Origin of the sequence: Actinocatenispora thailandica (assembly GCF_016865425.1) — a bacterium.
In the GTDB taxonomy this organism is placed as follows: Bacteria; Actinomycetota; Actinomycetes; order Mycobacteriales; family Micromonosporaceae; genus Actinocatenispora; species Actinocatenispora thailandica.
Genome location: NZ_AP023355.1, coordinates 3558398 through 3581666 on the forward strand (window position 1 = coordinate 3558398; position 23269 = coordinate 3581666).

Below are 23269 nucleotides of genomic sequence, written 5' to 3' on the forward strand. Positions count from 1 at the left end.
GCAAACGGGGCTGACCAGCCAGAACATCGATCGCTGAAGGGTGTCCGAGGGGGGACTTGAACCCCCACGCCCTAAACCGGGCACTAGCACCTCAAGCTAGCGCGTCTGCCATTCCGCCACTCGGACCTGCTGCATCGACCCTACCTTCCGGCCGGTCTCGGCCTGCCTTCGGGGAAGGGCGCATGCGAGCGCTAACTGTACACGACCGGACTCGCGGGACCGGCCGGGGCCGGCGGCGCCGGTCACCGCACCAGGTGCCGGTAGCTGTCCGGATGCTCGGCCAGGAAGTCGGCCAGCGTGCGGGCCGGATACCCGGTCAGGTCGGGCACCGTCGGCCGCACGGCGGCCAGCTCACCGGCGGCGATCGCCAGGTACGAGCTGACCCAACCGGCGACCGCCCAGTCCGGCGCGCCGTACCGGGCGCGCGAGGCGTACGCCTGCTGCTCGGTCTCGGCCTCGTAGTGAACCGGCCGGCCGGCGAAACGGCCGATCACCTCGGCCGCCTCGGACAGGGTGAGCGCCTCCGGACCGGTCACGTCGAGTGTCACCCCGTCGAAGCCGTCCCCGGTCAGTACCGTGGCCGCGACGGCCGCGACGTCCTCGTGCGCCACCGCGGCCACCCGGCCGGTGCCGCCCGGGCCGCGCAGCACACCGTCGTCGCCGACCATGGCGGGCAGCCCGGCGAGGTACAGGTTGTCGCGCAGCACGGTGTGCGCGAGCCCGCTCGCGGTCAGGTACTGCTCGGTGTGCCAGTGGTCGCGGGCGAACGTGAAGGTGGCGTCCGGCGCGGCGCCGACGAACGAGACGTAGACGATGCGCCGCACTCCGGCCCGCCCCGCGGCGTCGATGGCGGCGGCGTGCTGCTCGACCCGGTCCGGCGCCTCGGTCGCCGACACCAGCAACAGCGTGTCGGTACCGGCCAGCGCCCGGCCCATGGACGCGCCGTCGGCGTAGTCCTGGACCGGCGCCGGCGTCCCGCCCGGCAGCACCGGTAGCCGCGCCGCGCTGCGGCCGATCAGCCGGGTCCGCTCGCCGGCCACCGCCAGCAGCCGGGCGATCAGCCCGCCCAGCTGACCGCTCGCCCCGGTCACCGCGATCATGTCCGTCTCCCCCGCCCGACGCGACGCGGCGGAATGCCGGCCGTCCCCGCCGAACCTACGAGATCGGCTCCGGCCGCGCAGCCGGATGCCCCGGTCAGCGCCGGCCGGCGGCCCGCCGGTCGGGGGTGGCCGGCGGCCCGCCGGTCGGGGTGGCCGGCAGCCGGGCCGGTACCGGTGCCGCACTACGCGACGGGGCTGGGAGCGCGGTGCGCGACGGCGCCGGCGCGGCCGGTCCGGTACCGGCGCGCAGCTTGCCGCCGAGCCAGTCCAGCGCGGTCGGGGTGACCGCCCGCCAGGTCACCATGTTGTGCCCGCCGGTGGGCAGCACCAGCCGGCGGAGCCGGACCGGGGCGTGCACGGCGGCGGCGAACGACCTGCCCTCGGCGCACGGCTGGGGGTCCGGCGTGGCGCACATGGCGAAGAACGACAGCGCGGGTAGCCGCGAGGCGTGCGTGACCTGGTACAGCGGGTCGTTGGCTTGGCGGGCGGCCCGGCTGCCGGCGAACAGGTCACCGGTCGAGCGGTCCAGGTAGGGCTGGAAGTAGCCGGACAGGCTCGCCGCGGCGGCGAACCGGTACCCGGGCTGCAGGGCCAGGTTGTTCGCGCAGAAGCCGCCGGTCGAGTAGCCGATCAGGCCCCAGGACCGGCGGCCGGTGGCGACCCGCAGCCGCTTCCCGATCACGCTGCGCACGTCGTCGATGAGGTACGTCGCGTACTGGTGGCCGTGTACCTGGTTGATGCACTCGCTGTCGTGCAGGGCGTTGGTGGACTGCGTGGGCAGCACCCCGACGACCGGCGGCATCCGTCCGGTACCGATCTGGCTGTCCAGGGTGTCGCGCAACCGCAGCGCGCCGAGCCAGCGCTGCGGGTTGCCCGGGAAGCCGTCCAGGAACTCCACCACCGGGAACCGGTGGTGCGCCCATCCGGGCTGGTCGTACTGCGGCGGCAGGTACACGTCGGCCGGCAGGTTCAGGTGGCTGCGCGGCCCCCTGATGCGCATCGCGTACACCTGTCCGGCCGGGTCGGCGGCGCGCCGTTCGTGCCCGTTGCCCAGCGCTCGGGCGCCGTGCGAAGGGCTGGGCAGGCTGGGTATGTCCTGGTCGCCGAACAGGTCGGACCAGCTGGTGAAGAACTGCTGCTGCCGGTTGACCGCGAGCAGCAACGTCGAGGTGATCAGCACCTGGCCGCACAGCACCAGCGCGGCCGTCCTGGTCAGCCGCAGCCGCCGCCAGCGCCAGCACAGCACCGCCGCGACCGGTAGAGCGACCGCCAGCACGGCGACCAGGACGAGCAGCGGCACCCCGGTGAGACTCACGGGCGTCCCTCCCCCGCCGGCACCCGCCCGGGCCACCGCCAGGCACGACACCCGCGACTGGCTCGCGGCCGCCCGCTCATGGGCGTTCCTCCTTCGCCGGTACCCCGCAGCGGCGCACCGCAGCGCCTCCGACACCGGCTCGTGCACGTCGACTCATGAGCCAACGCTATGTGGCCCGCGGCAAGCATTCGGTTAGCTTGCCGCCAGTTCTCCGACCGTGAGCGGGATCCGGGTGACACCGGCCGGCGGCGCCCACGGAGCCGGCCCGCCGGCAGCGCCCACGGAGCCGGCCCGCCGGCAGCGCCCACGGAGCCGGCCCGCCGGCAGCGCCCACGGAGCCGGCCCGCCGGCAGCGCCCACGGAGCCGGCCCGCCAGCGGCGCCGGGCCCGCTCGCACCTGCGGCCCGGCGGCAGGTCAGGCCAGCTCGACGGCGATCGTGTGGTGGCCGACCGTGTCGGCCGGCAGCACCGGCGGCCGGGCCCGGCCGTCCACGGTGGCGGCGACCACCCGGCTGCCGGCCCCGGTGAGGGTGAGGTCGATCGTCGCGTTCCGGTACCGCAGCCCGCGCAGCCGGACCGGGCCCCACCCGGCGGGCAGCGTCGGCGCCAGCCGCAGCCCGCGCCGGGTGAACCGGAGACCGAACAGCCCGCGGTGGATCAGCCGCAGGTACCCGGTCGCCGACCAGGTCTGGTCCGGCTCGGAGTCCCACTGGTGCCCGACCTGCCAGCCGCCGTCCGGGGCGCCGCTGCGCGCGTTGTACAGCTCCCAGAAGTGCCCGTCGCCGCCGGCCAGTGCGGCGATGTCGGTGACCGCCCGCGCGAACAGGTCGCCCCGGCCGCCGACCGCCGCGGCGTGGCCGTACATGCCGACCACCATCGGCCACACGATCACGTTGTGCCGGCCCGGATGCGTGTCGTCGAACCGGGCGAAGTGCGGCCAGACGTTGACCACGCCGCGCGGCTCGCGGTGGGCGGTGGCGAACAGCCGGCGCACCTGCGCGCCGGACGCGACGCCGGCCAGTACCGCGAAGGCCAGGCCGGCGGCCTCCTGGTACGGCTCCAGGACCCCGGCCTTGGCGCCGCTGCCGTGCACGAAGTAGCCGTAGCTGACGGTGCCGGCATGCCACAGGTGTCGGTTGATGGCGGCACGCAGCCGGGCGGCGGCACCGCGGAAGCCGCCCGCCGCGCCACGGTCGCCGAGCGCCTCGGCCATCTGCGCCAGGGCGAGGAACGCCGCGTGGTAGACGCAGTTCGTGGACAGGCACATCATCGTCTCCGCGCCCGGATAGTCCAGCACGAACGAGGAACCGTTGCCGTCCGCGTACGGCGGGGCCGGGTAACCGGCGATCCCGTCCTGCATGAACGCCGGCCCCTCGAACAGCCCGTAGTCGGCGTTGTGGTGCGCGGACCGGTTGGCCCGCAGGGTGTTCCGCGCCGCCTGGTACGCGTCGGCGAGGAACCGGTCGTCCCCGGTGACGAGGTGGTGGTGCCAGGCGGCGACCGCCCACCCGATCTGGTCCCACCACTGGTTGTCCTGCTGCACGATCAGGCCGCCGTCGGTGTCCCGGTCGCACACCGCCCACAGCGTGTTGCGCGCCACCGCGGGGCACAGCAGGCTGCCCGCGTTGGCGGAGTTGGTGGCTGCGTCCCGGGTCCAGGGTTGGTCGTAGCCGCCGCCGGCCCGCAGGAAGGTGCCGGGCGGGTCGCTCAGCAGCCCGGTCCGGTCGTAGACGGCCGGGTCGTACGGCACCGTGTTGATGTCGAGCAGGTTGTGCAGCGCGGCCCGGTACGCCGCGCCGAGCGACCGGTCGACCGCCGCGGCGAACTCGATGGCCGGTCGATCGTCCGCCGCGGCCGGACCGGGCACCGCGGTGCCTTCCGGGGCCCGCTGCGGCGCGGCGGTCGCGGGGCCGGCGACACCGGCGAGGCCCGCCGCGGCGAGTCCGGCGGCGCCGGCGCCGAGCACCCGTCGGCGGGGCAGGCCGGTACGGGCGGGGCCGGCGTCGGGTCGGCTGTTGTGCTGCGATGCGGATTCCATGGGCGTCCTCCAGGCGGGCACTGACAACGCTGTCAGCTTCCCTGTCCGAGACGCCCAGATCAAGGGGACAGATCCGACTTGGTCGGGCGATGTCGACGATCCGGAGCGGCGCCGAACGGCACCGCCCCGGTCAACGGCGGCGAACCAGCCGGCGCCACCAGGACCGCCCGGACCGCGGCGCAGCGGCCGGCGCGTCCCCCGCGGGCGCGGCCGGCGCGGCGGCCGGCCGGCGGGAGCGGGCGGCGCGGTCGGCGCGCCAGCGGGCCACGACGGTGTCGGCGTCCACCGGGGCGACCGGCATCGCCGGCCCGGTCGGGGCTTTGAGGTAGTCGGCGATGCGGCGGTTGAGGCCGGACACGGTCTCCCGGACGTTCTGCTCACTGAGCGCCCCGCGCACGGTCTCCGGCAGCCGCTCGATCTCCCGGCGCAGTTGCAGCGCCGGCGGCAGCAGCGCGTCGCTGGACAGCCCCTCACGCGCGATGTACTCGCGCAGCCACCACAGTTCGTCCTTGGTCGCGTCGAGGTTGCGCAGCGGCTTGCCGGCGCCCGGCAGATCGGCGAACTCACCGCGCTCGGTGGCCTCGCGGATCTGCTGGTCGATCAGCGACTCGTACTGCGAGCTGTCCATCGGCGCCGCCTTCCGCCTCGGCTGCCCCCACGGTAACGCGGCACCGCGGGCCGGGGCCGCGGGGGCGCCGGTACCGATGAATCGCGGCGACCGGCGTCGTCCACACCACGACCGCAGCGCATCAGCGACGAAGGGACATCCCGATGACACGCGCGCATCCGCCGATCGTGGACCGGGCCGGCTGGCAACGGGCCCGCGACGAGCTGCTGGCCGCGGAGAAGGAGCACACCAGGGCCGGCGACCGGCTGGCCGCGCGGCGACGGCGGCTGCCGATGACACCGGTGGGCGACTACGTGTTCGCCGGCGAGGCCGGGCCGGTGCGCCTGCGACAGCTGTTCGGCGACGCGTCGCAGCTGGTCGTGCAGCACTTCATGTTCCACCCGGACGCCGACGCCGGCTGCCCGAGCTGCTCGATGTTCGCCGACAACGTGCCACCGACCGTCCACTTCGGACCGTACGACGTCGGCTTCGCGCGGGTGTCCCGGGCGCCGATCGACAAGCTGCAGGCGTACCGGCGGCGGATGGGCTGGCCGGAGCCCTGGGTGTCGTCGTACCACAACGACTTCAACACCGACTGGGGCTGGACCGTCGACGACGCGGAGATCCCGGGCGTCAGCTGCTACCTGCGGGTCGGCGAGGAGGTGTACCTGACCTACACCACCACCGGCCGCGGCGTGGAGCCGTTGATGAGCTTTCCCGGCTACCTCGACCGCGTCGCCTACGGCCGGCAGGAGACCTGGGAGGACTCGCCGGACGGCTGGCCGCAGCAGAACCCGTACCAGCGCGGCGCGCGCCGCGACGAGTACTGATCCGGCTCAACCGAGTCGGTCCAGGACGTAGCGGACCCGGGCCGCGACCCCGGCGCGCGGCAACCGCTGCGGCCGGTACCCCAGCTCGCGGTAGACGGCCACGATCGCGTCGTGGGTGGCGCGCGCCTCGGCCAGGTCCTGCCGGCGCTCCCCGTCGGTGCGGTAGATCGCCGGCCACGGCGGCGCCACGAAGATCCGCCGGTACTCGGCCTGCCGGGCCGCCGTGGTCAACCGTCGCGGCACCGGCAGCCCGCACAGCCGCAGGTAGCCGATGGTGTCCGGGATGCCCCGGTCGAAGATCACCGGGCCGGCCGGCGCCGTCCGGTACGCGGTGATGTCTGCCTCGATCATCGCATCGGCGAAGCGGGCCGCGTCACGCCACGGCAGGGCGTCCCCACCGGCCGCGACCTGATCACGGATGATGGCCCGGCCGGACTCCGGTACGACCGGCAGGCCGGTCGCGGCCAGCGCCTCGACCAGCGTGGTCTTGCCGGCGCCGGGGCCACCGGTGAGCACATGACGCATACTTCTCCCCCGTCGTTGGATGTCGTGGGCGGGCGCGCCGCCCGGGTCGCCGGTAGGGTGGCGAAAGCGCGGGAAATCGCCAGCAAACCGGCAGGTGAGGACGGATCGACATGGCGCGGCAGCGCGGAGGCGGTACGGCGCGGCAGCGCGGAGGCGGTACGGCGCGGCAGCGCGGAGGCGGTACGGCGCGGCAGCGCGGAGGCGGTACGGCGCGGCAGCGCGGAGGCGGTACGGCGCGGCAGCGCGGAGGCGGTACGGCGCGGCAGCGCGGAGGCGGTACGGCGCGGCAGCGCGGAGGCGGTACGGCGCGAAGCCGGCGACGCGGTTGGCTGCTCGCCGCCGTCCTGGTGATCGCGGTCGCGGTGCCGGTCGGCCTGTTCCTCGGCCGCGACGGGAGCGGCCACGCGTCGTTCCTGCCCGCGGCCGGCGGACCCGCACCGAGCGGCACGCCCTCGCCGTCCGCGACCCGGGCCACCCTCACGCCGCGGCAGCTCGCCGGCGAGCGGGTCATCTGGTCGTACTCCGGGTTGACCCCGCCGGACAGCCTACTGACCGCGATCGGCAAGGGTGAGGTCGCCGGGGTGATCTTCTTCTCCGACAACGTCTCCAGCATCGCCCAGGTGCGCCGGGTCGCCGACCGGTTGCAGGCGGCCGCGAGGAAGAGCCCGCTGGCCAAGCCGCTGCTGCTGCTCACCGACCAGGAGGGCGGCGAGATCCGCCGGCTGCCCGGCGAACCGAACCAGTCGGCGAAGCAGATCGGGCAGGCGAGCGACCCGACCGCGGCGGCGAAGGCGGCCGGGACCGGCGCCGCCGCCACCCTCAGCAAGGCCGGGCTCAACGTCAACCTGGCACCGGTGCTCGACGTGTACCGCAGCCCCGGCGACCTGATGGACCAGTACGGCCGGTCCTACAGCTCGGATCCGGACCGGGTGGCGAAGCTCGGCTCGACGTTCGTCACCGCGCAGGCCGCCGGCGGCGTGCTCGCCACCGCCAAGCACTTCCCCGGCCTCGGCTCGGCCGGCGCCGATCAGAACACCGACGAGGTGCCGGTCACCCTGAACACCACCGCGGCGCAGCTGCGGTCGATCGACGAGAAGCCCTACCAGCGGGCCATCGCGGCCGGCGTGCCGCTGGTGATGGCGTCCTGGGCGACCTACCCGGCGCTGGATCCGCAGCACCCGGCCGGCATGTCGCACACCGTGATCGCCAACGAGCTGCGCGGCCGGCTCGGCTTCCACGGCGTGACGGTGACCGACGCGCTGGAGGCCGGCGCGCTCAAGTCGTACGGCGACACCGGGCACCGCGCTCTCGCCGCCGCCGCGGCCGGGATGGACCTGCTGCTCTGCTCCGGTCGCGACCCCGCGCAGGGCGCCGATGCGGTCACCGCGCTGGCCGCCGGCTACCAGGACGGCTCGCTGGATCGGTCCGACTTCACCGCCGCGGGCGACCGCGTCACCGCCCTCCGGGACGGCCTCGGCTGAGCGTCGGCCGCCCGAGCCGCCGACCGCAGCCGGTCGGTGCCGCCGCGGCGCGCTACGACGCCGGCGCGTCGCCGGCCGCGGCGGCGAGCCGGGCCGCCAGCCGGCGGGTGTGCTCGATCAGCTCCGGCGGCGACTCCACCGTGTACGGCACTCCCACCAGGGCCAGCATCGACGCGAGCCACTCCCAACTGTCGGCCGGCGTGGTGTAGCGGCAGGACGACTCGTCCACGGCCACCAGCTCGCCCGCCTCGGCGGGCAACCGGTCGGCGACGGTCGCCACCGGCGCCGCGAACCGCACCACGCCGCGCTGCCGGCCGGGCGGAGTACCCGCCGCCGCGACGAACGGCACGGCGCCTGCCGCCGGCACCGGACGCGGCCGGAACGTCGTACCGGGTACGGTCAGCCCGACCATCCGGTCCAGCCGGAACGTGCGCCAGCCGTCCCGGTCCCGATCGTGGCCCAGCAGATACCACCGGCGGCCGAAGAGCACCAGCCGGTACGGCTCGGCGCGGCGCAGTTGGTCCGTACCGGCCCGGGTGGTGTACCGGAACCGCACGTCCAGGTGGTGGTACGCGGCCGAGGCGAGCGCCGCGACGGCGTCCAGCGACACCGAGCCGGGCGGCCGGCCGACCGCGTCGATGGTCGCCGACACCGCGGCGACGCGCTGCCGGAGCCGGTCTGGCAGTACCCGTTCGATGGTGCGCAGCGCCGCCTGGGCCGCGCCGGTGGTGGCGCCCAGTTCGGCGGCGGAGGCGAGCCGCAGTCCGAGGACCGTGACCACCGCCTCGTCGTCGCCGAGCATCAGCGGCGGCAGCGCGGCGCCGGCGACCAGCCGGTACCGGCCACCCGGGCCGCGGTCGGCGACGACCGGGTAGCCCAGCTCGCGCAGCCGGTCGAGGTCGCGGCGCAGCGTTCGGGTCGACACGCCGAGCCGGCGGGCGAGTTCGGCTCCGGCGACACCCCGACCGGACTGCAGCAGCGACAGCAGCCGCAGGATCCGCGTGCTCGGTCCGCTCACATCACCCAGCATGCCGCGAGTAGTGGCCACCAGGTGTCCACATCGGTTCCCACCGTCGGCCGCATGCACACCGAACGGATCCGGATCGTCGGCGCCCGCGAGCACAACCTGACCGGCATCGACGTGGACATCCCGAAACGACGGCTGACCGCGGTGACCGGGGTGTCCGGCTCGGGCAAGTCGTCGCTGGTTTTCGACACGCTCGCCGCGGAGGCGCAGCGACAGCTCAACGAGACCTACACCAGCTTCGTGCGCAACCGGCTGCCCCGCTACGGCGCACCGGACGTGGACGCGATGCACCGGCTCGGAGCCACGATCGTGGTGGACCAGCGCCGGCTCGGCGGCAACGCCCGCTCCACGGTCGGCACCGTCACCGAGGCGGCGTCCCTGCTGCGGTTGCTGTACTCGCGTGCCGCCCGGCCCGGGATCGGCGACTCCTCGGCGTTCTCGTTCAACGAACCCGCCGGCTGGTGCCCGGAATGTACCGGCCTGGGTACGGTGCGCTCCGTCGACATCGGTGCGCTGCTGGACACCGGGCGGTCCCTCGACGACGGGGCGATCCGCTTCCCGACCTTCCAGGCCGGCGGCTGGATGTGGCGCAGCCTGGCCGAATCCGGCCACTTCGACACCGGCAAACCGCTGCGCGACTACACCGAGGCCGAGTGGCAGCTGTTGCTGCGCGGCGACACCGGTACCGCCGGCCGGCCGCACGGTCGGTACGAGGGGCTGCTGACCCGCTTCGAGCGGATCTGGCTGGGCAAGGACGTCGCGTCGCTCACCGGCGGTACCCGGGCCGCGTTCGAACGGGTCGTCACCCAGCGTCGCTGTCCCGCCTGCGACGGCGCCCGGCTGTCCGCCGCGGCCCGCGGCGCCCGGCTGAACGGGCACACCCTGCCGGAGTGCACCGCGATGGAGATCGCCGAGCTGGTACCGGTCGTCACCGCGGTCACCGACCCGACCGTCGCACCGGTCGTCGCGGCGTTGCGGGCCCAGCTGGACCGGTTGGTGTCCATCGGCCTCGGCTACCTGACCCTGGACCGGCCCACCGGCACGTTGTCCGGCGGCGAGTCGCAGCGGGTCAAGATGGTCAAGCACCTGGGCAGCAGCCTGACCGACCTGACCTACGTGTTCGACGAACCCAGCGCGGGCCTGCACCCGCGGGACCTGCACCAGGTCATCGACCTGCTGACCTCGCTGCGGGACAAGGGAAACACCGTCATCGTGGTCGAGCACGATCCGGCGCTGGTGGCCGCCGCCGATCACGTGCTGGAGTTGGGCCCCGGTGCCGGGGCGGCCGGCGGTCGGCTCACCCACGCCGGGCCGCTGGCCGGGCTCGACACCGACACCGGTCGGCGGCTGCGCCGGCCACCGGTAGTGCGGACCTGCCCCCGGCCCGCGACCGGCGCGATCTCGATTCGGGGCGCGCACCAGCACAACCTGCGGGACGTCGACGTCGCGGTACCCACCGGCGTGCTGACCGCGGTAACCGGTGTCGCCGGCTCCGGCAAGAGCAGCCTGGTGTGCACCGGTCTGGTCGCGGCGTGTCCGGCGGCGGTGCTGGTCGATCAGGCCGCCGTGCACGTGTCCCGCCGGTCCTGCCCGGCCACCTACCTCGGCCTGTTGGACCCGATCCGGGCGCTGTTCGCCGCCGCGAACGGCGTTTCCCCGGCGCTGTTCAGCCCGAACGCCGAAGGCGGCTGCCGGCACTGCGGTGGGCTCGGTCTGATCTACACCGACCTCGCGTTTCTCGACCCGATGGTGACCGTGTGCGAGCACTGCGGCGGCGAACGGTTCGGCCCGGAGGCCCTGCGGTACCGGCTGGCCGGCCACACGATCGGCGCCCTGCTGCGGATGTCCGCTGTGCAGGCGGTCGAGGTGTTCGGCCAGCCGAGAATACGGCCGGTGCTGGAGCGGCTGGTCGAGGTCGGGCTGGGCTACCTGCCACTGGGCCAGCCGTCGACCACGCTGTCCGGTGGCGAGCGGCAGCGGCTCAAGCTGGCCGCCGAGCTGCGCCATCCGGGCCGGGTGTACCTGTTCGACGAACCGACGACCGGGTTGCATCCGGCGGACACCGACGGCCTGCTCGCCATCTTCGACCGCCTGGTCGCGCGCGGGCACACCGTCGTGGTGGTCGAACACGACCTCGACGTCGTCGCGCACGCCGACCACGTGATCGACCTCGGCCCGGGCGCGGGGCGGCAGGGCGGTCGGGTGGTGTTCACCGGCCCACCGGCCGACCTGGCGGCAGCCGACACCGCGACCGGCCGCGCGCTCGCCGCCGCGTTGCGCGCCGGGAGCCCGCGGTAGCCCGCCGCGCTCCGGCCGCTCCGGTACCCGACGCTCACCCCGGCCCGGACCGGCCGGTCGCGCGGACCGCAGATGGCACTCTGGTCGGTGACCCGCCGGCGTCACCGCCGATCTCCGCACAGGACAGGACCCGCCGGATGACCCGTTCGACCATCCGCCCGCTCCGCGCCGCCGCGCTCGCGGCACTGGTCCCGCTGGCGCTCGCCGGCTGCTCGACGACCCGGCAGGCGGCGCCGGGCCGGGCACCGTCGACCGCGCTGCCGACCGCGGCTGCCGGGTCGGGCTCCCCGGTGGCCGGTACCGATGCCCGCTTCCGGCGGCTGGAGTCGGCCCACCGGGCCCGGCTCGGCGTGTACGCGATCGACACCGGCAGCCACCGCACGGTGTCCTGGCGCGGCGGCGAACGGTTCCCGTACGCCTCGACGTACAAGGCGGTGCTGGTGGGGTTGGTCCTGCGGACACCGTCGGTGCGGCTCGACCGCGTCGTGCACTACGACCGGAGCCAGCTGGTCGACTACTCCCCCGACACCGGCAAGCACGTCGCCGACGGGATGAGCGTGCGGGCGCTGTGCGTGGCGGCGATCCGGGACAGCGACAACACCGCGGCGAACCTGCTCACCGACCAGCTCGGCGGCGTCCGGGCGTTCGCCGGCCGGTTGCCCGGTCTCGGCGACCGGGTGACCCGGCCGGTGCGCACCGAAACCTCACTCAACACCGCCGTACCGGGTGACGCCCGGGACACCAGCACGCCCCGCACGCTGGCCACCGACCTCGCCGGCCTGGCGGTCGGTGGGTTGCTGCCGCCCGACCGGCGCCGCCTGCTCGACGGCTGGCTGCGCGGCAGCACCACCGGTACCGGGCTGGTCCGTGCCGGTGTCCCGGACGGCTGGACGGTGGGCGACAAGAGCGGCACCGGTGCCTACGGCACCCGCAACGACGTCGCCGTGGTGTGGCCGCCGCACCGGGCGCCGATCGTCCTGGCGGTGTTCGGCACCAGGCAGGCGAAGGGCGCGACACCGGACGACTCGCTCGTCGCGGCCGCGGCGAAGGCGGTGGTCGCCGCGCTGTGTCCGCACGCCGGGTGAGCGTCAGGCGGCCTCGCAGACCCGGCGCAGGCCGGCGGTCTCCATTCCGACGTACTCACGGATCAGCTTGCCGTAGAACAGGTCGATCACCCCGGCGAGGCCGCCGGTGTGGTCGAACGTCAACCTGGTCAGCGTCGCGTCCCCGTCGGGTCGCAGGTAGTGGCCGGCGAGCATCTCGGTGCCGCTGACCCGGGCTCGCCACACGAACGACTCGCCCGGCGTCGACTCGGTGACCTCGAAGACCGTGGGGCGCAGCTTCGGCTGCTGCACCCGGGCCCGGCTGCCGACGGTGAACTCGCCGTCGTCGAGCCGCTCCACCCGCCGCATCGACGCGGTCCACTCCGGCCAGCGCTCGACGTCGACCAGCACCCGCCAGATCTCGTCGGCGGGCGCGGCGATCCGTACTGATTTCTCCACGTGCATGACTGCCTCCTGGGCTGATGTACCAGATGGTACATGTACCATCTGGTACATGGCAGCCGCTCACGACCCCCGCTCGGCGCTGGTGGAGCGGGCGATCGACCACCTCGCCGAGCACGGCACCACCGACGTGACCCTGCGCGGTCTGGCCGCCGGCATCGGCACCAGCCACCGGATGCTCATCTACCACTTCGGCAGCAAGGACGGCCTGCTCGTCGCGGTCGCCCGGGAGATGGAACGCCGCCAGCTCGCCGCCCTCGCCGCGCTGCGCGAGGCGCCCGGCGCCGAGCCCGGCCAGGTGATGCGCGGCATGTACCGGCAGCTGCACGATCCGGCGCTCGCCCCGTACATGCGGCTGTTCTTCGAGCTGTACGGGCGGGCGCTGGGCGCGGACGAGGCGACCCGGCCGATGCTCGCCGGGGTGGTCGAATCGTGGCTCACCCCGCTCGTCGAGTTCGTCACCGCCGCCGGGGTACCGCCGGCCGAGGCCGCCGCGGACGCCCGGCTCTGCCTCGCGGTGGCCCGCGGCCTCGCCCTGGACTGGCTCGCCACCGGCGACGACGCGGCGCTCGATGCCGCCGCCGAGCGGTTCTTCACCGGCCTGGAGCAACGCTGGCGCGATGCGGACCGGAGCTGACCGCAACCGGCGCTAGCGTCCCCGGCAGGACCGAACGAACCAGGGGGCACCGCCCGACGCGGCGTCTCGTGGGCGCCGCCGACCCGGGAGGAACACGGATGAGCACCGAGATCGACTGGACCGGCAACCTCGCCGACCAGCTCGACTGGCACTGGAACCATCAGTTGCGACCGCGGCTCGCCGGCCTCACCGACGACGAGTACTTCTGGGAACCGGTTGCGGGTTGCTGGAGCGTGCGGCCGGCCGGCGCCAGCGGTACCTCGCACGCCGGTGGCGCCGGCGGGTACGTCGTCGAGTTCGCGCATCCCGCGCCGGACCCGGCGCCGGTCACGACGATCGCGTGGCGCCTGGCGCACGTGATCGTCGGGGTGTTCGCGATGCGCAACGCGAGCCACTTCGGCGCCCCCGCCACCGACTACGACAGCTTCGGGTACGCCGGCGACGCCGCGACCGCGCTCGCCCAGCTCGACGAGCAGTACGCCCGTTGGATGGCCGGGGTGCGCGCGCTGACGCCGGCGCAGCTCGCCGAGCCGTGCGGGCCGGCCGAGGGGCCGTACGGCGAGCTGCCGATGGCGGCGCTGGTGCTGCACATCCACCGCGAGGCGATCCACCACGGCGCCGAGATCGCCCTGCTGCGCGACCTGTACCGGGCCCGCCTCGCCGGCTGATCGCGAGCCGGCACCGACCTGTTCGCCGGCCGGTCCCGCGGCGGCACCGTGGGCCCCGCCGGCGGCTGCCGACCCGCGACGGCACCGCGCCGGGCCGCGGTCCGGCGCGGCGAGGCATGATCGGAACCGGTCCGTACGCCGCGGGCCGGAGCCGATCGGGTGGGAGGAACCGGGATGGCCGTGGTGGGGATCGACTCGTCGACCCAGTCCTGCAAGGTGCTGACCGTCGACGAGCAGACCGGCCGGGTGCTGCGGGCCGGCCAGGCGCCGCACCCGGACGGTACCGAGGTCGACCCCGAGGCGTGGTGGCAGGCGCTGACCGACGCCGGCGGTACGGCCGGGGGTGCGGCGGCCGTCGGTGTCGGCGCCCAGCAGCACGGCATGGTGGCGCTCGACGATGCCGGCCGCCCGGTCCGGCCGGCCCTGCTGTGGAACGACGTGCGCTCGGCGCCGCAGGCCGCCGCGCTGACCGCGAAGTACGGGGCGGACGGCTGGGCGGCGTCGGTCGGCCTGGTGCCCGTCGCGTCGTACACCGTCACCAAGCTGGCCTGGCTTGCCGAACACGAGCCGGCCCACGCCGCTCGGGTGTCCCGGGTGCTGCTGCCGCACGACTGGCTGACCTGGCGGCTGCGCGGCGAGCGCGGCGAGCCGACCACCGACCGCAGCGACGCCTCCGGCACCGGGTACTTCTCGGCCGCGACCGGCCGCTACCGGCACGACCTGGTCACCGCCGCGCTCGGCCACGACACCGCGCTGCCCGAGGTGCTCGCGCCCGACGCGGTCGCCGGCGAGACCGCCGACGGGGCCCTGCTCGCGGCCGGTGCCGGCGACAACGCCGCTGCCGCGCTCGGCCTCGGCCTCACACCGGGCGAGGCGGTCGTCTCGATCGGTACCAGCGGGGCGGTGTTCGCCCTGGCCGGCGCGCCGGTCGTGGACCCGACCGGCGCGGTGGCGAGCTTCGCGGACGCGACCGGCCGGTTCCTGCCGCTGTCCTGCACGCTCAACGCCAGCCGGGTGCTCGGCGCCACGGCCCGGATGCTCGGTACCGACCTCGCCGGCCTGGACACGCTGGCCGCCGCGGCCGCGCCGGACGCCGGTGGCCTGACCCTGCTGCCGTACCTGGACGGGGAGCGCACCCCGAACCTGCCGGACGCCACCGGCACCCTGCTCGGGCTCACCCGCGCCGCGATGACCCCGGAGAACCTGGCCCGGGCCAGCGTGCTCGGCGTGCTCTGCGGGCTCGCCGACGCGCTCGACGAGCTGCGGGCGCACGGCGCCACGATCGACACGGTGCTGCTGATCGGCGGCGGCTCCCGGTCGGCTGCGGTGCGCACCGCGGCCCCGGAGGTGTTCGGGGTGCCGGTGCTGGTGCCCGAGCCGGCCGAGTACGTGGCGCTCGGCGCCGCCCGGCAGGCCGCCTGGGCGCTGTCCGGTGCCGCCGAGCCGCCGGCATGGCCGCGACCCGAGGGCACCCGGTACCAGCCGGCCGGCGCGGACTGGCCGGCCGAGCTGCGGGCCCGCTACCGCACCGCCCGGCACCGGCTGCACGATCGCTGAGCCGTGCCGAGACCTGACCGCGCGCCGGCCGCGGCGGTCAGGTACGGGCGGTGGCCGGGGCGCGGCGGTCCCGGGTGACGCCGGCGAGGAGCGCCATCACCGCGGCGAGACCGCCGATCAGCCACAGCGCGTGCTCCAGCCCGGTGTGCTGGGCGAGCAGCCCGACCAGCGGCGGCCCGACCAGGAACCCGGTGTAGCCGATCGGGGTGACCATCGAGATCGCCTGCGCGGCGCGGCCCGGCGCGGTGTCGCCGGCCGCGCTGATCACCGCCGGGAACACGATCGCGGTGCCCAGGCCCCACAGCGCGGCGCCGGCGTAGGCCAGCCCGGTGACCGGCGCCAGCAGCAGCACCGCCACCCCGGCGAGGGCGAGCAGGGCGGACGCCCGTACCGCCCGGCCCCGGCCGAGCCAGGCGATCGTCCAGGTACCGGCGCCGCGGCTGGCCGCCATCGCGATCGCGAACACCGTGTACGCCGCCGAGCTCGCGGCCGGGGATGCGTCCCGCACCGTGTTGAAGTAGATGCCGAGCCAGTCCGAGGCGGCGCCCTCGACCACCGTCGAGCACGCCATCACCACCCCCAGCAGGATGAACGGGAGCGTCACGATCCGCCCCACCGACACCGTCGGCGTCGGCTCCGCGTCGCCCACCGGCACCGCCGGTGGGGGAAACGCCGGGTCCCGCGCGTTGCGGCCGTCTCGCCGGAACAGCGTCAGCAACCCGAGCACGCCACCGGCCATCAGCACCGCGGCCACCGCGAAGTGCACCGGCACCGGCACCCGCGCGCCGGCCACCGCCGCGCCCAGCCCGGCGGCGACGAATCCACCGACGCTCCACACCGCGTGGTACCGCGGCATCCAGGCCCGGCCCGCCGCCGACTCGACGTGGTGGCCGTGGATGTTCATCGCCACGTCCCAGCCGCCGTACCCGAACCCGAACAGCACCAGGACCAGCCCGAGCGCCGGCACCGAGTGCACCAGCGACAGCCCGACCAGCCCGACCAGGCTCACCACCATCGCACCCGCGACGACGGCGCGACTGCCGTACCGGGCGGCGAGGCGGCCCGTGACCGGGGTCGACGCCACCGATCCGATCGCGGTACCCAGCAGGGCGAGCCCCAGCGACCGCGGGTCGGCGTGCAGTGTGCTGCGCACCTCCGGCAGCCGGGACACCCAGGTCGCCTGCACCGCGCCGGACAGCGCGAACACCCCACCGGTGGCGTAGGCGGCCCGGCGCAGCAGCCGGTGGGGCCCGGCGTCGACAGTCGTACTCACACCGTCAGCCTGTCAGTCGCGCCGGCTATGTCCGAAGCGCCAGTGGTCGAACTCACCGGCCGGTGCGGCGGCCTTCCCGCAGGATGAAACGCGCACCGGCGCGGGCCCTGCGGCCCGCACGGTGCGCCGAAACGGTGCTCAGGCCGGATCGTCGCGCAGCGCCGGTACCGGGCGGGACCGGTCGTGGCTCGCGGCCCGGCTGCGCCGCGGCTCGGTACCTCCGTCGGCATTCGGGCGGGCCGGCCCGGCCGGCGCGTGGTCGGCCGGTGGGTGCTCGGCGCGGCCCCGGTCGGCGCGCGCCGGGCGGCGGCGCCGGGTGCCCGTCGCGTTGCGCGCCTCGGCGTGGATCCGGTCCGCATCCGCCCGCGCCCGGGCGATCAGCTGCTCGGCCTCGTCCTGCTGGCTGCGCCGCAGCTGCTGCATGGCGAGTTCACAGTCCCGGCGGGCCCGGGTCGCCTCCTGCCGGGCGGCGGCGACGATGGCGGCGGCGTCCTCGCGGGCCGCGGCGAGGTGCCGGTCGGCCGTGCTGTGCAGCTCGGTCGCCTCCTCCTCCGCCATCGCGAGGATCTGCTGCACCCGGGCGCCGACCGGGTGGACCACCGGCACCCCGGACAGCCGGGCCCGCAGGTCGGCGTTCTCGGACCGCAGCCGATGCAGTTCGTCGGTGAGTGCCATGGCCTGGCGCTGTTCGTCGTAGAGCGCGGTGAGCTGCTCCTCCAGCTGTGCCATGCACGCGTCGACCTGCTTGCGGTCGTATCCCCACAGCACGACCTCGAAGGTGCCCACCCGCGACGATGCGCCCGACGCCGCCCCGTTGCTCCCCATGGCCCGAATGCTTGCACACCGGGCGGGCGGCCATGCGCGGTTGGTCGGATGTGCCCCGTTCGAGGCATCCAGCACCGGAAGGTCGCCGTGAGCCGGGCAACCGGCCACGTCGCCCAGCACGCCACCCGGCCGGGCGCTGGGTAGGGTGCGGTGTCCCGCGAACCGGAGGATGTGCCGATGTCGAGCCTGACCACCGTTCTCTCCCGCATCGGCCCGGCCGACGAGCCCGCGATGGCGGCCGCCCGGTCCCGGCAGGACCGGCTGACCAAGCCTCCCGGTTCGCTGGGCGTACTGGAGGAGGTGTCGGTACGGCTGGCCGGGGTCGCCGGCGCCTGCCCGCCGCCGCTGCCGGAGCCGGTGGCGGTGGCGGTCTTCGCGGCCGACCACGGGGTGCACGCCCAGGGCGTCACCGCGTGGCCGCAGGAGGTCACCGCACAGATGGTGGCGAACATGCGGGCCGGCGGCGCGGTGGTGAACGCGTTCGCCCGCCAGGTCGGCGCCGCGATGCGCACCGTCGACATCGGCGTGGCGAGCGATCTGCCGGCCGGGCCGGACCTGATCGCCGCCAAGATCCGCCCCGGTACCGCCGACCTGACCAGGCAGCCGGCGATGACGCGGGAGCAGGCCGAGGCGGCGCTGGTGGCCGGCGCCGGAGTCGCCGGCCGGCTGGCCGACGAGGGCTATCGACTGCTCGTCACCGGTGACATGGGCATCGCCAACACGACCGCGTCGGCGGCGCTGATCGCCGCGTACACCGGCGCCGGCGCCGAGTCCGTCACCGGCCGCGGTACCGGGGTGGACGACGCGATGCTGGCGCACAAGGTCGACGTGGTGCGCCGAGCGCTGGAACGGCACCGGCCGGATCCGGCCGACCCGGTCGGGGTGCTCGCCGCGGTCGGCGGGCTGGAGCACGCCGGGCTCGCCGGCTACCTGTTGGGCGCGGCGGCGGCCCGGGTCCCGGTGGTCCTGGACGGGGTGATCGCGGGCGCCGCCGCGCTGGTCGCCACCGCACTGGCGCCGCGGGCCGTCGACGTGATGATCGCCGGCCACCGGTCGGCCGAGCCGGGACACCAGGCGGCGCTGCGCCAGCTCGGGCTCCGGCCGCTGATCGACCTCGATCTGCGCCTGGGCGAGGGCACCGGCGCACTGCTCGCGGTACCGCTGGTGCAGGCGGCGGCACGCACGCTGCACGAGGTGGCCACCTTCGACGACGCGGCGGTCAGCGAGCGCTGAGCGCGGCGCCGGGATCGTCGCGGTACGAACAGATTCATCCTGTTCTGCGACCTCGGCGCCCGCTGCGGTCGGCGACGGCCGGCGGACGGTTCGTACCGGTGTGCGGCCGGTGCGCCGTCCGCGTCCGACACGCTGCTAGGGTGGGCCGATGCGACGTGACGATGAGGTGCCGCCCGCCGCGCCGGACGCAACCTCGGTGCTGCATCTCGGTGACCTCGCTGACGTCCTGGACGATCCGCGCACCGAGGTGGCCGCCACCGACCTGGCCCGCAACCTGCCGCCCGGCGCGAAGATGCTCGTGGTCAAGAACGGCCCGAACGCGCCGGCCCAGTTCCTGCTCGACGCACCGAGCACGGTGGCCGGCCGGCACGCCGACAGCGACATCCTGCTCGACGACGCGACCGTGTCGCGCAAGCACGTCGAGTTCGCCCGGCACGGCGGTCGCATCGTCGCCCGTGACCTCGGCAGCCTCAACGGCACCTACCTGAACAAGGAGCGCATCGACACCGCGACGCTGGCCAGCGGGGACGAGGTGCAGATCGGCAAGTTCCGGCTGGTCTACGTGGCCTCCGGGCAGCCCGGCACCGAGCCGGAGCCGCCCGCCGACGGCCCCGCCCCGCCGCCGGTGACCCGCCGCGAGCCGGGGCCGTCCGGGCCGATCGGGCGCTTCTTCGCCCGCCTGTTCGGACGCCGGTGAGGCTGCGCGGCCACCGCACCACCCCGCCCGCCGGCTCGTTCCGGTTCGTGCTGGACAACGCCTTCGTGGTGCCGCTGCGTGGTGTCGTCGCCGTCGGCTCGGTCGTCGAGGGCACCGTCCAGGTCGGAGCGCAGGCGGTCATCCAGCTGCCGGACGGCCCGCGCGAGGTGACCGTGCGGCGGATCGAGGTCGGCCACCGCGCGGCGACCGTCGCCGGCGCCGGCGACCAGGCCGGGCTCTATCTCGACGGGCTGACCGCCGCGAACATCCCGACCGCGGCGGGCTCCGGCGGCACCGTGATCGATGGCGCCGCCCTCGCCGGCGTCGTCGTCACCGCAGGCGGCTGAGCCGGCGGATGGCTGACGGCGGGGTCGGCTCGGCCGCGGCCGAGCCGGGTGGTCCGGCGGATCCGGTCGCGATGCTGGCCGGATTGGGCCCGTTCTTCGCGGTCCAGGCCTTCGACCCGGCGACGCCGCCCGGCCCACCGTGGCGGCCGATGCGGGAACTGACCGACGATCCGGCGGTGCTCACGGACCGGGTCGAGCGGGTACGAGCCGGGCTCGCCATGGCGGCCGGTGTGGCGCCGACCGCCGTCGAGGAACGGGTCGCGGCGTCGGTCACCCAGCTGGGGCTGATGGCCCGGGTGCTGTCCCCGGCACTGGCGGTCGCCGTCGAAACCGGCACCGTACTGCCGTGGTCGCTCCGGAACCTGTACTGGCAGCCGGCGCTCGGCGGTCCGTTCCCGTTCGCGGTACCGAACCCGGCGCCCGGCCGGCCATGGCACACCGACGCGGTGGCCGGCGACTTCCGGCGCGCAGTGCTCGACACGGTGGCCGGCGACCTGGTCGGTGCCGCCGGCCGGTGGCCGCTGTCGGTACGGATCCGCTGGGGCAACGTGGCATCCGCGCTCGGTGGGGCGGCCGGCATGCTGTCCGCCGGCGCGCCCGAGCGCCGCGATCGGACTCTGGCGCTGCTCTCGGCGTTGCTGCGCACCCAGCCGTTGCGCGGTACGGCCACCGTGGACCGGGCCGGCCGACTGCGCCGCCGCAGCTGCTGCCTGATCTACCGGACGGCCGGGCGCGCCCGGCCCGGCAACCTCTGCGGCGACTGCGTCCTCGCGATCCGGCACTGAGCGGCCGGGCACCCCCGGTGGCGCCCGCAGCCCGGCACCGCGTCCGTTGCCGAGTGCGCCGGTCGGCCGGCAGGAGCCGACCTCGAGCGGCCCGGCGGTGCGGCGCACGGTCTCGCGGATTCCTCGTGCGCACGGGCAACCGGGACGCCTCCGGGCTCCGTTTAGCTTCCAGGTGCACCGAGGAGGTGGCAGGTGACGAGCACGGGGCCGGACGCGGCCACATCGTTCACGGAGTTCGCCCGCAGCAGGCTGGACCGGTTCCGTCGCACGGCCTTCCTGCTCTGCGGCAGCTGGCACACGGCCGACGACCTGACCGCGATCGTGCTCGCCAAGCTGTACCGGCGCTGGCGCCGGGTCGAGCACCTCGCCGACCTCGACGCGTACGCCCGGCGGATGCTGCTGCGCGCCTGGCTGGACGAGCGGCGGCGACCGTGGCGGCGCGAGCACGCCACCGCGACACCGCCGGAACGGCCGGCCGACGCCGGGTCTGGCCCGGAGGGTACACACGACCGGATGGCGGTGGTCGCGCTGCTGGCCGAGCTGCCGCCACGCCGCCGGGCGGTGCTGGTGCTGCGCTACTTCAACGACCTGTCGGTGGAGCAGACCGCGGTGGCGATGGGCTGCAGCACGGGCACGGTGAAGAGCCAGACGGCTCGGGCCCTGGAGACGCTGCGCGGCCGGCTGGGTAGCGGGATCGCCTTCGCAAGGGAGTACTGACATGAAACAGCTGTCCGAACTGCTGGAACGGGCCAGCGCCGCGCCGCCGCCACCGGGCTTCGACGTGACGAGGATCGTCCGCACCGAGGACCGGCGGCGGCACCGCCGGCGGCTGGCGGCCGGCGGCGGCACCGCCGCGGCCGTCGCGGTCGTGGTCGGTGCGCTCGCGGTACCGTCCGGGGACCGGCAGCGGGCCGAGCCGGCCGGGCCGACCGGTGGTCACGCGTCGTCCGCGCGCGCCCACCCGAGCCGGACGCCGGGATCGGCCCCGAGCAGATCGCCGGGTGGCTCGGTCACCGAGCCTCCCCGGCACGCCACCGCGCGCCTGCGGGCGGTCACCGTGGACGCGCTACAGCGCGCCGCGCCGCAGGCCACGTCGAGCTGGGTCGCGCTGTACCAAGGACGGCACGACGCCCCGTTCACCTACTACGGCAGCCAGGGTGGATACAAGGCGGCCGGCATCCTCAACGACCGGGCCGGCAAGTCGTACCTGTTCATCGACGTCAACCCGGGCGCCGGCGTCTACCCGTACACCTGCACGGACGCGCCCGGCTCCTGCACCCGGCGCCAGCTGGCCGACGGGACGGCGCTGACCGTGCAGGTCGACGAGCTGGGCAACGGCGTCCTGCGGTACGCGGTGAACGCGCAGCGGGCGGATGGCACCGCGATCGACCTGATGGAGGAGAACTACTCCGAACACGACCAGCCGCCGAGCAAGGCCACCGATCCGCACGCGCAGCGCACCAAGCCCACGCTGTCCACGGACGCGCTCGTCGGCATCGTGCAGGTGCTGACGCTGTACCCGAAGGGGTACCCGGCCGGCGCCGCGCAGCCCACTCGGGGGATCGGGCGACCGCCCGGGTCCGCGGGACCGCAGGGCTGAGCTGCCACCCGGCCGTCACCGGCCGTACCCGCGGGCCGGCGCGGGCGCGGCCGCGGCGCGGTGCCTCGCCACCGGTTGTTACCTTCGACCCGGCCCCGAGGGGGGCGGGACGGAGGCAGCCAGGGTGGATCGCATCGCATGCGAGTGGTGCCGGGTGCAGAACCCGCCGGGCACCACGACGTGTCAGACCTGCGGCGCGCCGCTGGACGTACGCAACAAGGTCAGCGACTCGGGGTGGCGTGAGGCGCCGCGGCTGCGCGACATGACCGAGTTCCGCTTCTCCGGCAGCGTGTGCCAGGTCGAGGGCGAGCTGGTGCCGGTGGCCGAACTCGCGCTCGCCCCGAACGACTGGGTGTACTTCGAGCATCAGGTGATGCTGTGGAAGGACGAGGGGGTGCCGCTGTCGGCGATGCAGACCGGCGGCGGGTTTCGCCGGATGCTGGGCGGGATGCCGTTCGTGCTGTCGGTGGCGAGCGGCCCCGGCCGGGTGGCCTTCTCCCGGGACGCGCCGGGTGAGCTGGTGGTGCTGCCGATGCCGGCCGGCATCGAGCTGGACGTGCGGGAGCACGCGTTCCTGCTCGCCGCGGGCTCGGTGGGCTACTCGTTCATCCGGATCAAGGGCCTCGCGAACATCCTGCACGGCGGCAACGGCATGTACCTGGACCGGTTCGTCACCGGGCCGGCGCCGGGGATCCTGATGCTGCACGGCAACGGCAACGTGATGGAGCGGATGCTGCGGCCGGGCGAGAAGATCCTGGTCGAGCCGGGCGGCTTCCTGTACAAGGACGCCAGCGTGCAGATGCAGGCGGTGCAGCAGGAGCTGAAGGTCGGCCTGATGCGCAAGATGTACCTGGCGGAGATGACGGGGCCGGGCCGGGTCGGCATCCAGTCGATGTACGTGCACCACAAGACCGGGTGAGC

Annotated in this window: 23 protein-coding genes, 1 tRNA gene and 1 pseudogene; 15 read left to right on the plus strand and 10 right to left on the minus strand. The window is 75.2% G+C overall.

What is annotated here, in order from left to right; translation table 11 throughout:
* Positions 1 to 41: 41 nt before the first annotated feature.
* From Athai_RS15755 to Athai_RS15775, 5 genes are all read right to left on the minus strand, one after another.
* Positions 42 to 126: transfer RNA gene (locus Athai_RS15755), tRNA-Leu, on the minus strand.
* A 116-nt stretch (positions 127 to 242) separates the two neighbouring features.
* Entirely contained in the window at positions 243 to 1100 is an 858-nt protein-coding gene (locus Athai_RS15760) for an SDR family oxidoreductase (RefSeq protein WP_203962174.1), read from the minus strand.
* A 94-nt stretch (positions 1101 to 1194) separates the two neighbouring features.
* The gene (locus Athai_RS15765) at positions 1195 to 2415 is read right to left on the minus strand and encodes an alpha/beta hydrolase (RefSeq protein WP_203962175.1); all 1221 of its coding nucleotides are present in this window, start codon (positions 2413 to 2415) and stop codon (positions 1195 to 1197) included.
* A gap of 415 nt (positions 2416 to 2830) precedes the next feature.
* Complete coding sequence (locus tag Athai_RS15770; RefSeq protein WP_203962176.1) at positions 2831 to 4453, minus strand: MGH1-like glycoside hydrolase domain-containing protein; 1623 nt, start codon at positions 4451 to 4453, stop codon at positions 2831 to 2833.
* Between the two features lie 130 nt (positions 4454 to 4583).
* Positions 4584 to 5081: a DnaJ family domain-containing protein gene (locus Athai_RS15775; RefSeq protein WP_203962177.1), complete on the minus strand. Its 498-nt coding sequence runs from the start codon at positions 5079 to 5081 to the stop codon at positions 4584 to 4586.
* A gap of 143 nt (positions 5082 to 5224) precedes the next feature.
* On the opposite strand from Athai_RS15775, the gene Athai_RS15780 reads away from it, so the two are divergent.
* The gene (locus Athai_RS15780) at positions 5225 to 5890 is read left to right on the plus strand and encodes a DUF899 family protein (protein WP_203962178.1); all 666 of its coding nucleotides are present in this window, start codon (positions 5225 to 5227) and stop codon (positions 5888 to 5890) included.
* Positions 5891 to 5896: 6 nt separating this feature from the next.
* On the opposite strand, the gene Athai_RS15785 is transcribed toward Athai_RS15780, so the two are convergent.
* Complete coding sequence (locus Athai_RS15785; RefSeq protein ID WP_203962179.1) at positions 5897 to 6415, minus strand: AAA family ATPase; 519 nt, start codon at positions 6413 to 6415, stop codon at positions 5897 to 5899.
* Here Athai_RS15785 and Athai_RS15790 point away from each other — a divergent pair.
* The gene (locus tag Athai_RS15790; protein WP_203962180.1) at positions 6407 to 6766 is read left to right on the plus strand and encodes a hypothetical protein; all 360 of its coding nucleotides are present in this window, start codon (positions 6407 to 6409) and stop codon (positions 6764 to 6766) included. The two genes, Athai_RS15785 and Athai_RS15790, sit on opposite strands and share 9 nt — an antisense overlap.
* Positions 6763 to 7896 carry a glycoside hydrolase family 3 N-terminal domain-containing protein gene (locus tag Athai_RS15795; RefSeq protein ID WP_203962181.1) on the plus strand — a complete coding sequence of 378 codons (1134 nt, stop codon included), beginning with the start codon at positions 6763 to 6765 and terminating at the stop codon, positions 7894 to 7896. The genes Athai_RS15790 and Athai_RS15795 overlap by 4 nt, the downstream gene beginning before the upstream one ends.
* 52 nt (positions 7897 to 7948) lie before the next feature.
* Here the strand turns inward: Athai_RS15795 and Athai_RS15800 are convergent, their stop codons facing one another.
* Complete coding sequence (locus Athai_RS15800) at positions 7949 to 8914, minus strand: helix-turn-helix transcriptional regulator (protein WP_203962182.1); 966 nt, start codon at positions 8912 to 8914, stop codon at positions 7949 to 7951.
* 63 nt (positions 8915 to 8977) lie between these two features.
* On the opposite strand from Athai_RS15800, the gene Athai_RS15805 reads away from it, so the two are divergent.
* Positions 8978 to 11221 carry an ATP-binding cassette domain-containing protein gene (locus Athai_RS15805; RefSeq protein ID WP_203962183.1) on the plus strand — a complete coding sequence of 748 codons (2244 nt, stop codon included), beginning with the start codon at positions 8978 to 8980 and terminating at the stop codon, positions 11219 to 11221.
* Positions 11222 to 11358: 137 nt separating this feature from the next.
* Positions 11359 to 12306 (plus strand): class A beta-lactamase, encoded by a 948-nt coding sequence (gene bla / locus Athai_RS15810; RefSeq protein ID WP_203962184.1) that lies wholly within the window; start codon positions 11359 to 11361, stop codon positions 12304 to 12306.
* Between the two features lie 3 nt (positions 12307 to 12309).
* On the opposite strand, the gene Athai_RS15815 is transcribed toward bla, so the two are convergent.
* Positions 12310 to 12729 carry an SRPBCC family protein gene (locus tag Athai_RS15815; protein ID WP_203962185.1) on the minus strand — a complete coding sequence of 140 codons (420 nt, stop codon included), beginning with the start codon at positions 12727 to 12729 and terminating at the stop codon, positions 12310 to 12312.
* A gap of 49 nt (positions 12730 to 12778) precedes the next feature.
* Here Athai_RS15815 and Athai_RS15820 point away from each other — a divergent pair, with 49 nt between their 5' ends.
* From Athai_RS15820 to xylB, 3 genes are all read left to right on the plus strand, one after another.
* The gene (locus tag Athai_RS15820) at positions 12779 to 13363 is read left to right on the plus strand and encodes a TetR/AcrR family transcriptional regulator (RefSeq protein ID WP_203962186.1); all 585 of its coding nucleotides are present in this window, start codon (positions 12779 to 12781) and stop codon (positions 13361 to 13363) included.
* Between the two features lie 98 nt (positions 13364 to 13461).
* A complete protein-coding gene (locus Athai_RS15825) occupies positions 13462 to 14031 on the plus strand; it encodes a DinB family protein (RefSeq protein WP_203962187.1) in 570 nt (189 codons plus the stop codon).
* 174 nt (positions 14032 to 14205) lie between these two features.
* A complete protein-coding gene (gene xylB / locus Athai_RS15830) occupies positions 14206 to 15588 on the plus strand; it encodes a xylulokinase (protein ID WP_203962188.1) in 1383 nt (460 codons plus the stop codon).
* Positions 15589 to 15625: 37 nt separating this feature from the next.
* Here xylB and Athai_RS15835 read toward each other — a convergent pair whose 3' ends face one another.
* Positions 15626 to 16861, minus strand: a complete 1236-nt coding sequence (locus Athai_RS15835; RefSeq protein WP_203962189.1) for an MFS transporter — start codon at positions 16859 to 16861, stop codon at positions 15626 to 15628.
* Between the two features lie 138 nt (positions 16862 to 16999).
* A complete protein-coding gene (locus tag Athai_RS15840; protein ID WP_203962190.1) occupies positions 17000 to 17686 on the minus strand; it encodes a DivIVA domain-containing protein in 687 nt (228 codons plus the stop codon).
* 177 nt (positions 17687 to 17863) lie between these two features.
* Here Athai_RS15840 and cobT point away from each other — a divergent pair, with 177 nt between their 5' ends.
* The 7 genes and pseudogenes from cobT to Athai_RS15875 all read left to right on the plus strand — a co-directional run bounded on the left by cobT (position 17864) and on the right by Athai_RS15875 (position 23267).
* Entirely contained in the window at positions 17864 to 18919 is a 1056-nt protein-coding gene (gene cobT / locus Athai_RS15845) for a nicotinate-nucleotide--dimethylbenzimidazole phosphoribosyltransferase (protein ID WP_203962191.1), read from the plus strand.
* Between the two features lie 148 nt (positions 18920 to 19067).
* A pseudogene (locus Athai_RS15850) lies at positions 19068 to 19508 on the plus strand (FHA domain-containing protein); the annotation flags it as partial.
* Between the two features lie 104 nt (positions 19509 to 19612).
* The gene (locus tag Athai_RS15855; RefSeq protein WP_203962193.1) at positions 19613 to 19963 is read left to right on the plus strand and encodes a hypothetical protein; all 351 of its coding nucleotides are present in this window, start codon (positions 19613 to 19615) and stop codon (positions 19961 to 19963) included.
* A gap of 8 nt (positions 19964 to 19971) precedes the next feature.
* The gene (locus Athai_RS15860; protein WP_203962194.1) at positions 19972 to 20748 is read left to right on the plus strand and encodes a (2Fe-2S)-binding protein; all 777 of its coding nucleotides are present in this window, start codon (positions 19972 to 19974) and stop codon (positions 20746 to 20748) included.
* Positions 20749 to 20940: 192 nt separating this feature from the next.
* Positions 20941 to 21465, plus strand: a complete 525-nt coding sequence (locus tag Athai_RS15865; protein WP_203962195.1) for a SigE family RNA polymerase sigma factor — start codon at positions 20941 to 20943, stop codon at positions 21463 to 21465.
* 1 nt (position 21466) lies between these two features.
* The gene (locus tag Athai_RS15870; protein ID WP_203962196.1) at positions 21467 to 22348 is read left to right on the plus strand and encodes a hypothetical protein; all 882 of its coding nucleotides are present in this window, start codon (positions 21467 to 21469) and stop codon (positions 22346 to 22348) included.
* 124 nt (positions 22349 to 22472) lie between these two features.
* Positions 22473 to 23267 (plus strand): AIM24 family protein, encoded by a 795-nt coding sequence (locus Athai_RS15875; RefSeq protein WP_203962197.1) that lies wholly within the window; start codon positions 22473 to 22475, stop codon positions 23265 to 23267.
* Positions 23268 to 23269: the final 2 nt, after the last annotated feature.

What these genes read in the sequence shown, in the direction of transcription:
- Athai_RS15760 (WP_203962174.1), bottom strand. Translation starts at nt 1,100, where the DNA reads ATGATCGCGGTGACCGGGGCGAGCGGTCAGCTGGGCGGGCTGATCGCC.
- Athai_RS15770 (WP_203962176.1), bottom strand. Translation starts at nt 4,453, where the DNA reads ATGGAATCCGCATCGCAGCACAACAGCCGACCCGACGCCGGCCCCGCC.
- Athai_RS15775 (WP_203962177.1), bottom strand. Translation starts at nt 5,081, where the DNA reads ATGGACAGCTCGCAGTACGAGTCGCTGATCGACCAGCAGATCCGCGAG.
- Athai_RS15780 (WP_203962178.1), top strand. Translation starts at nt 5,225, where the DNA reads ATGACACGCGCGCATCCGCCGATCGTGGACCGGGCCGGCTGGCAACGG.
- Athai_RS15790 (WP_203962180.1), top strand. Translation starts at nt 6,407, where the DNA reads ATGACGCATACTTCTCCCCCGTCGTTGGATGTCGTGGGCGGGCGCGCC.
- Athai_RS15785 (WP_203962179.1), bottom strand. Translation starts at nt 6,415, where the DNA reads ATGCGTCATGTGCTCACCGGTGGCCCCGGCGCCGGCAAGACCACGCTG.
- Athai_RS15805 (WP_203962183.1), top strand. Translation starts at nt 8,978, where the DNA reads ATGCACACCGAACGGATCCGGATCGTCGGCGCCCGCGAGCACAACCTG.
- bla (WP_203962184.1), top strand. Translation starts at nt 11,359, where the DNA reads ATGACCCGTTCGACCATCCGCCCGCTCCGCGCCGCCGCGCTCGCGGCA.
- Athai_RS15815 (WP_203962185.1), bottom strand. Translation starts at nt 12,729, where the DNA reads ATGCACGTGGAGAAATCAGTACGGATCGCCGCGCCCGCCGACGAGATC.
- Athai_RS15820 (WP_203962186.1), top strand. Translation starts at nt 12,779, where the DNA reads ATGGCAGCCGCTCACGACCCCCGCTCGGCGCTGGTGGAGCGGGCGATC.
- Athai_RS15825 (WP_203962187.1), top strand. Translation starts at nt 13,462, where the DNA reads ATGAGCACCGAGATCGACTGGACCGGCAACCTCGCCGACCAGCTCGAC.
- xylB (WP_203962188.1), top strand. Translation starts at nt 14,206, where the DNA reads ATGGCCGTGGTGGGGATCGACTCGTCGACCCAGTCCTGCAAGGTGCTG.
- Athai_RS15840 (WP_203962190.1), bottom strand. Translation starts at nt 17,686, where the DNA reads ATGGGGAGCAACGGGGCGGCGTCGGGCGCATCGTCGCGGGTGGGCACC.
- cobT (WP_203962191.1), top strand. Translation starts at nt 17,864, where the DNA reads ATGTCGAGCCTGACCACCGTTCTCTCCCGCATCGGCCCGGCCGACGAG.
- Athai_RS15860 (WP_203962194.1), top strand. Translation starts at nt 19,972, where the DNA reads ATGGCTGACGGCGGGGTCGGCTCGGCCGCGGCCGAGCCGGGTGGTCCG.
- Athai_RS15870 (WP_203962196.1), top strand. Translation starts at nt 21,467, where the DNA reads ATGAAACAGCTGTCCGAACTGCTGGAACGGGCCAGCGCCGCGCCGCCG.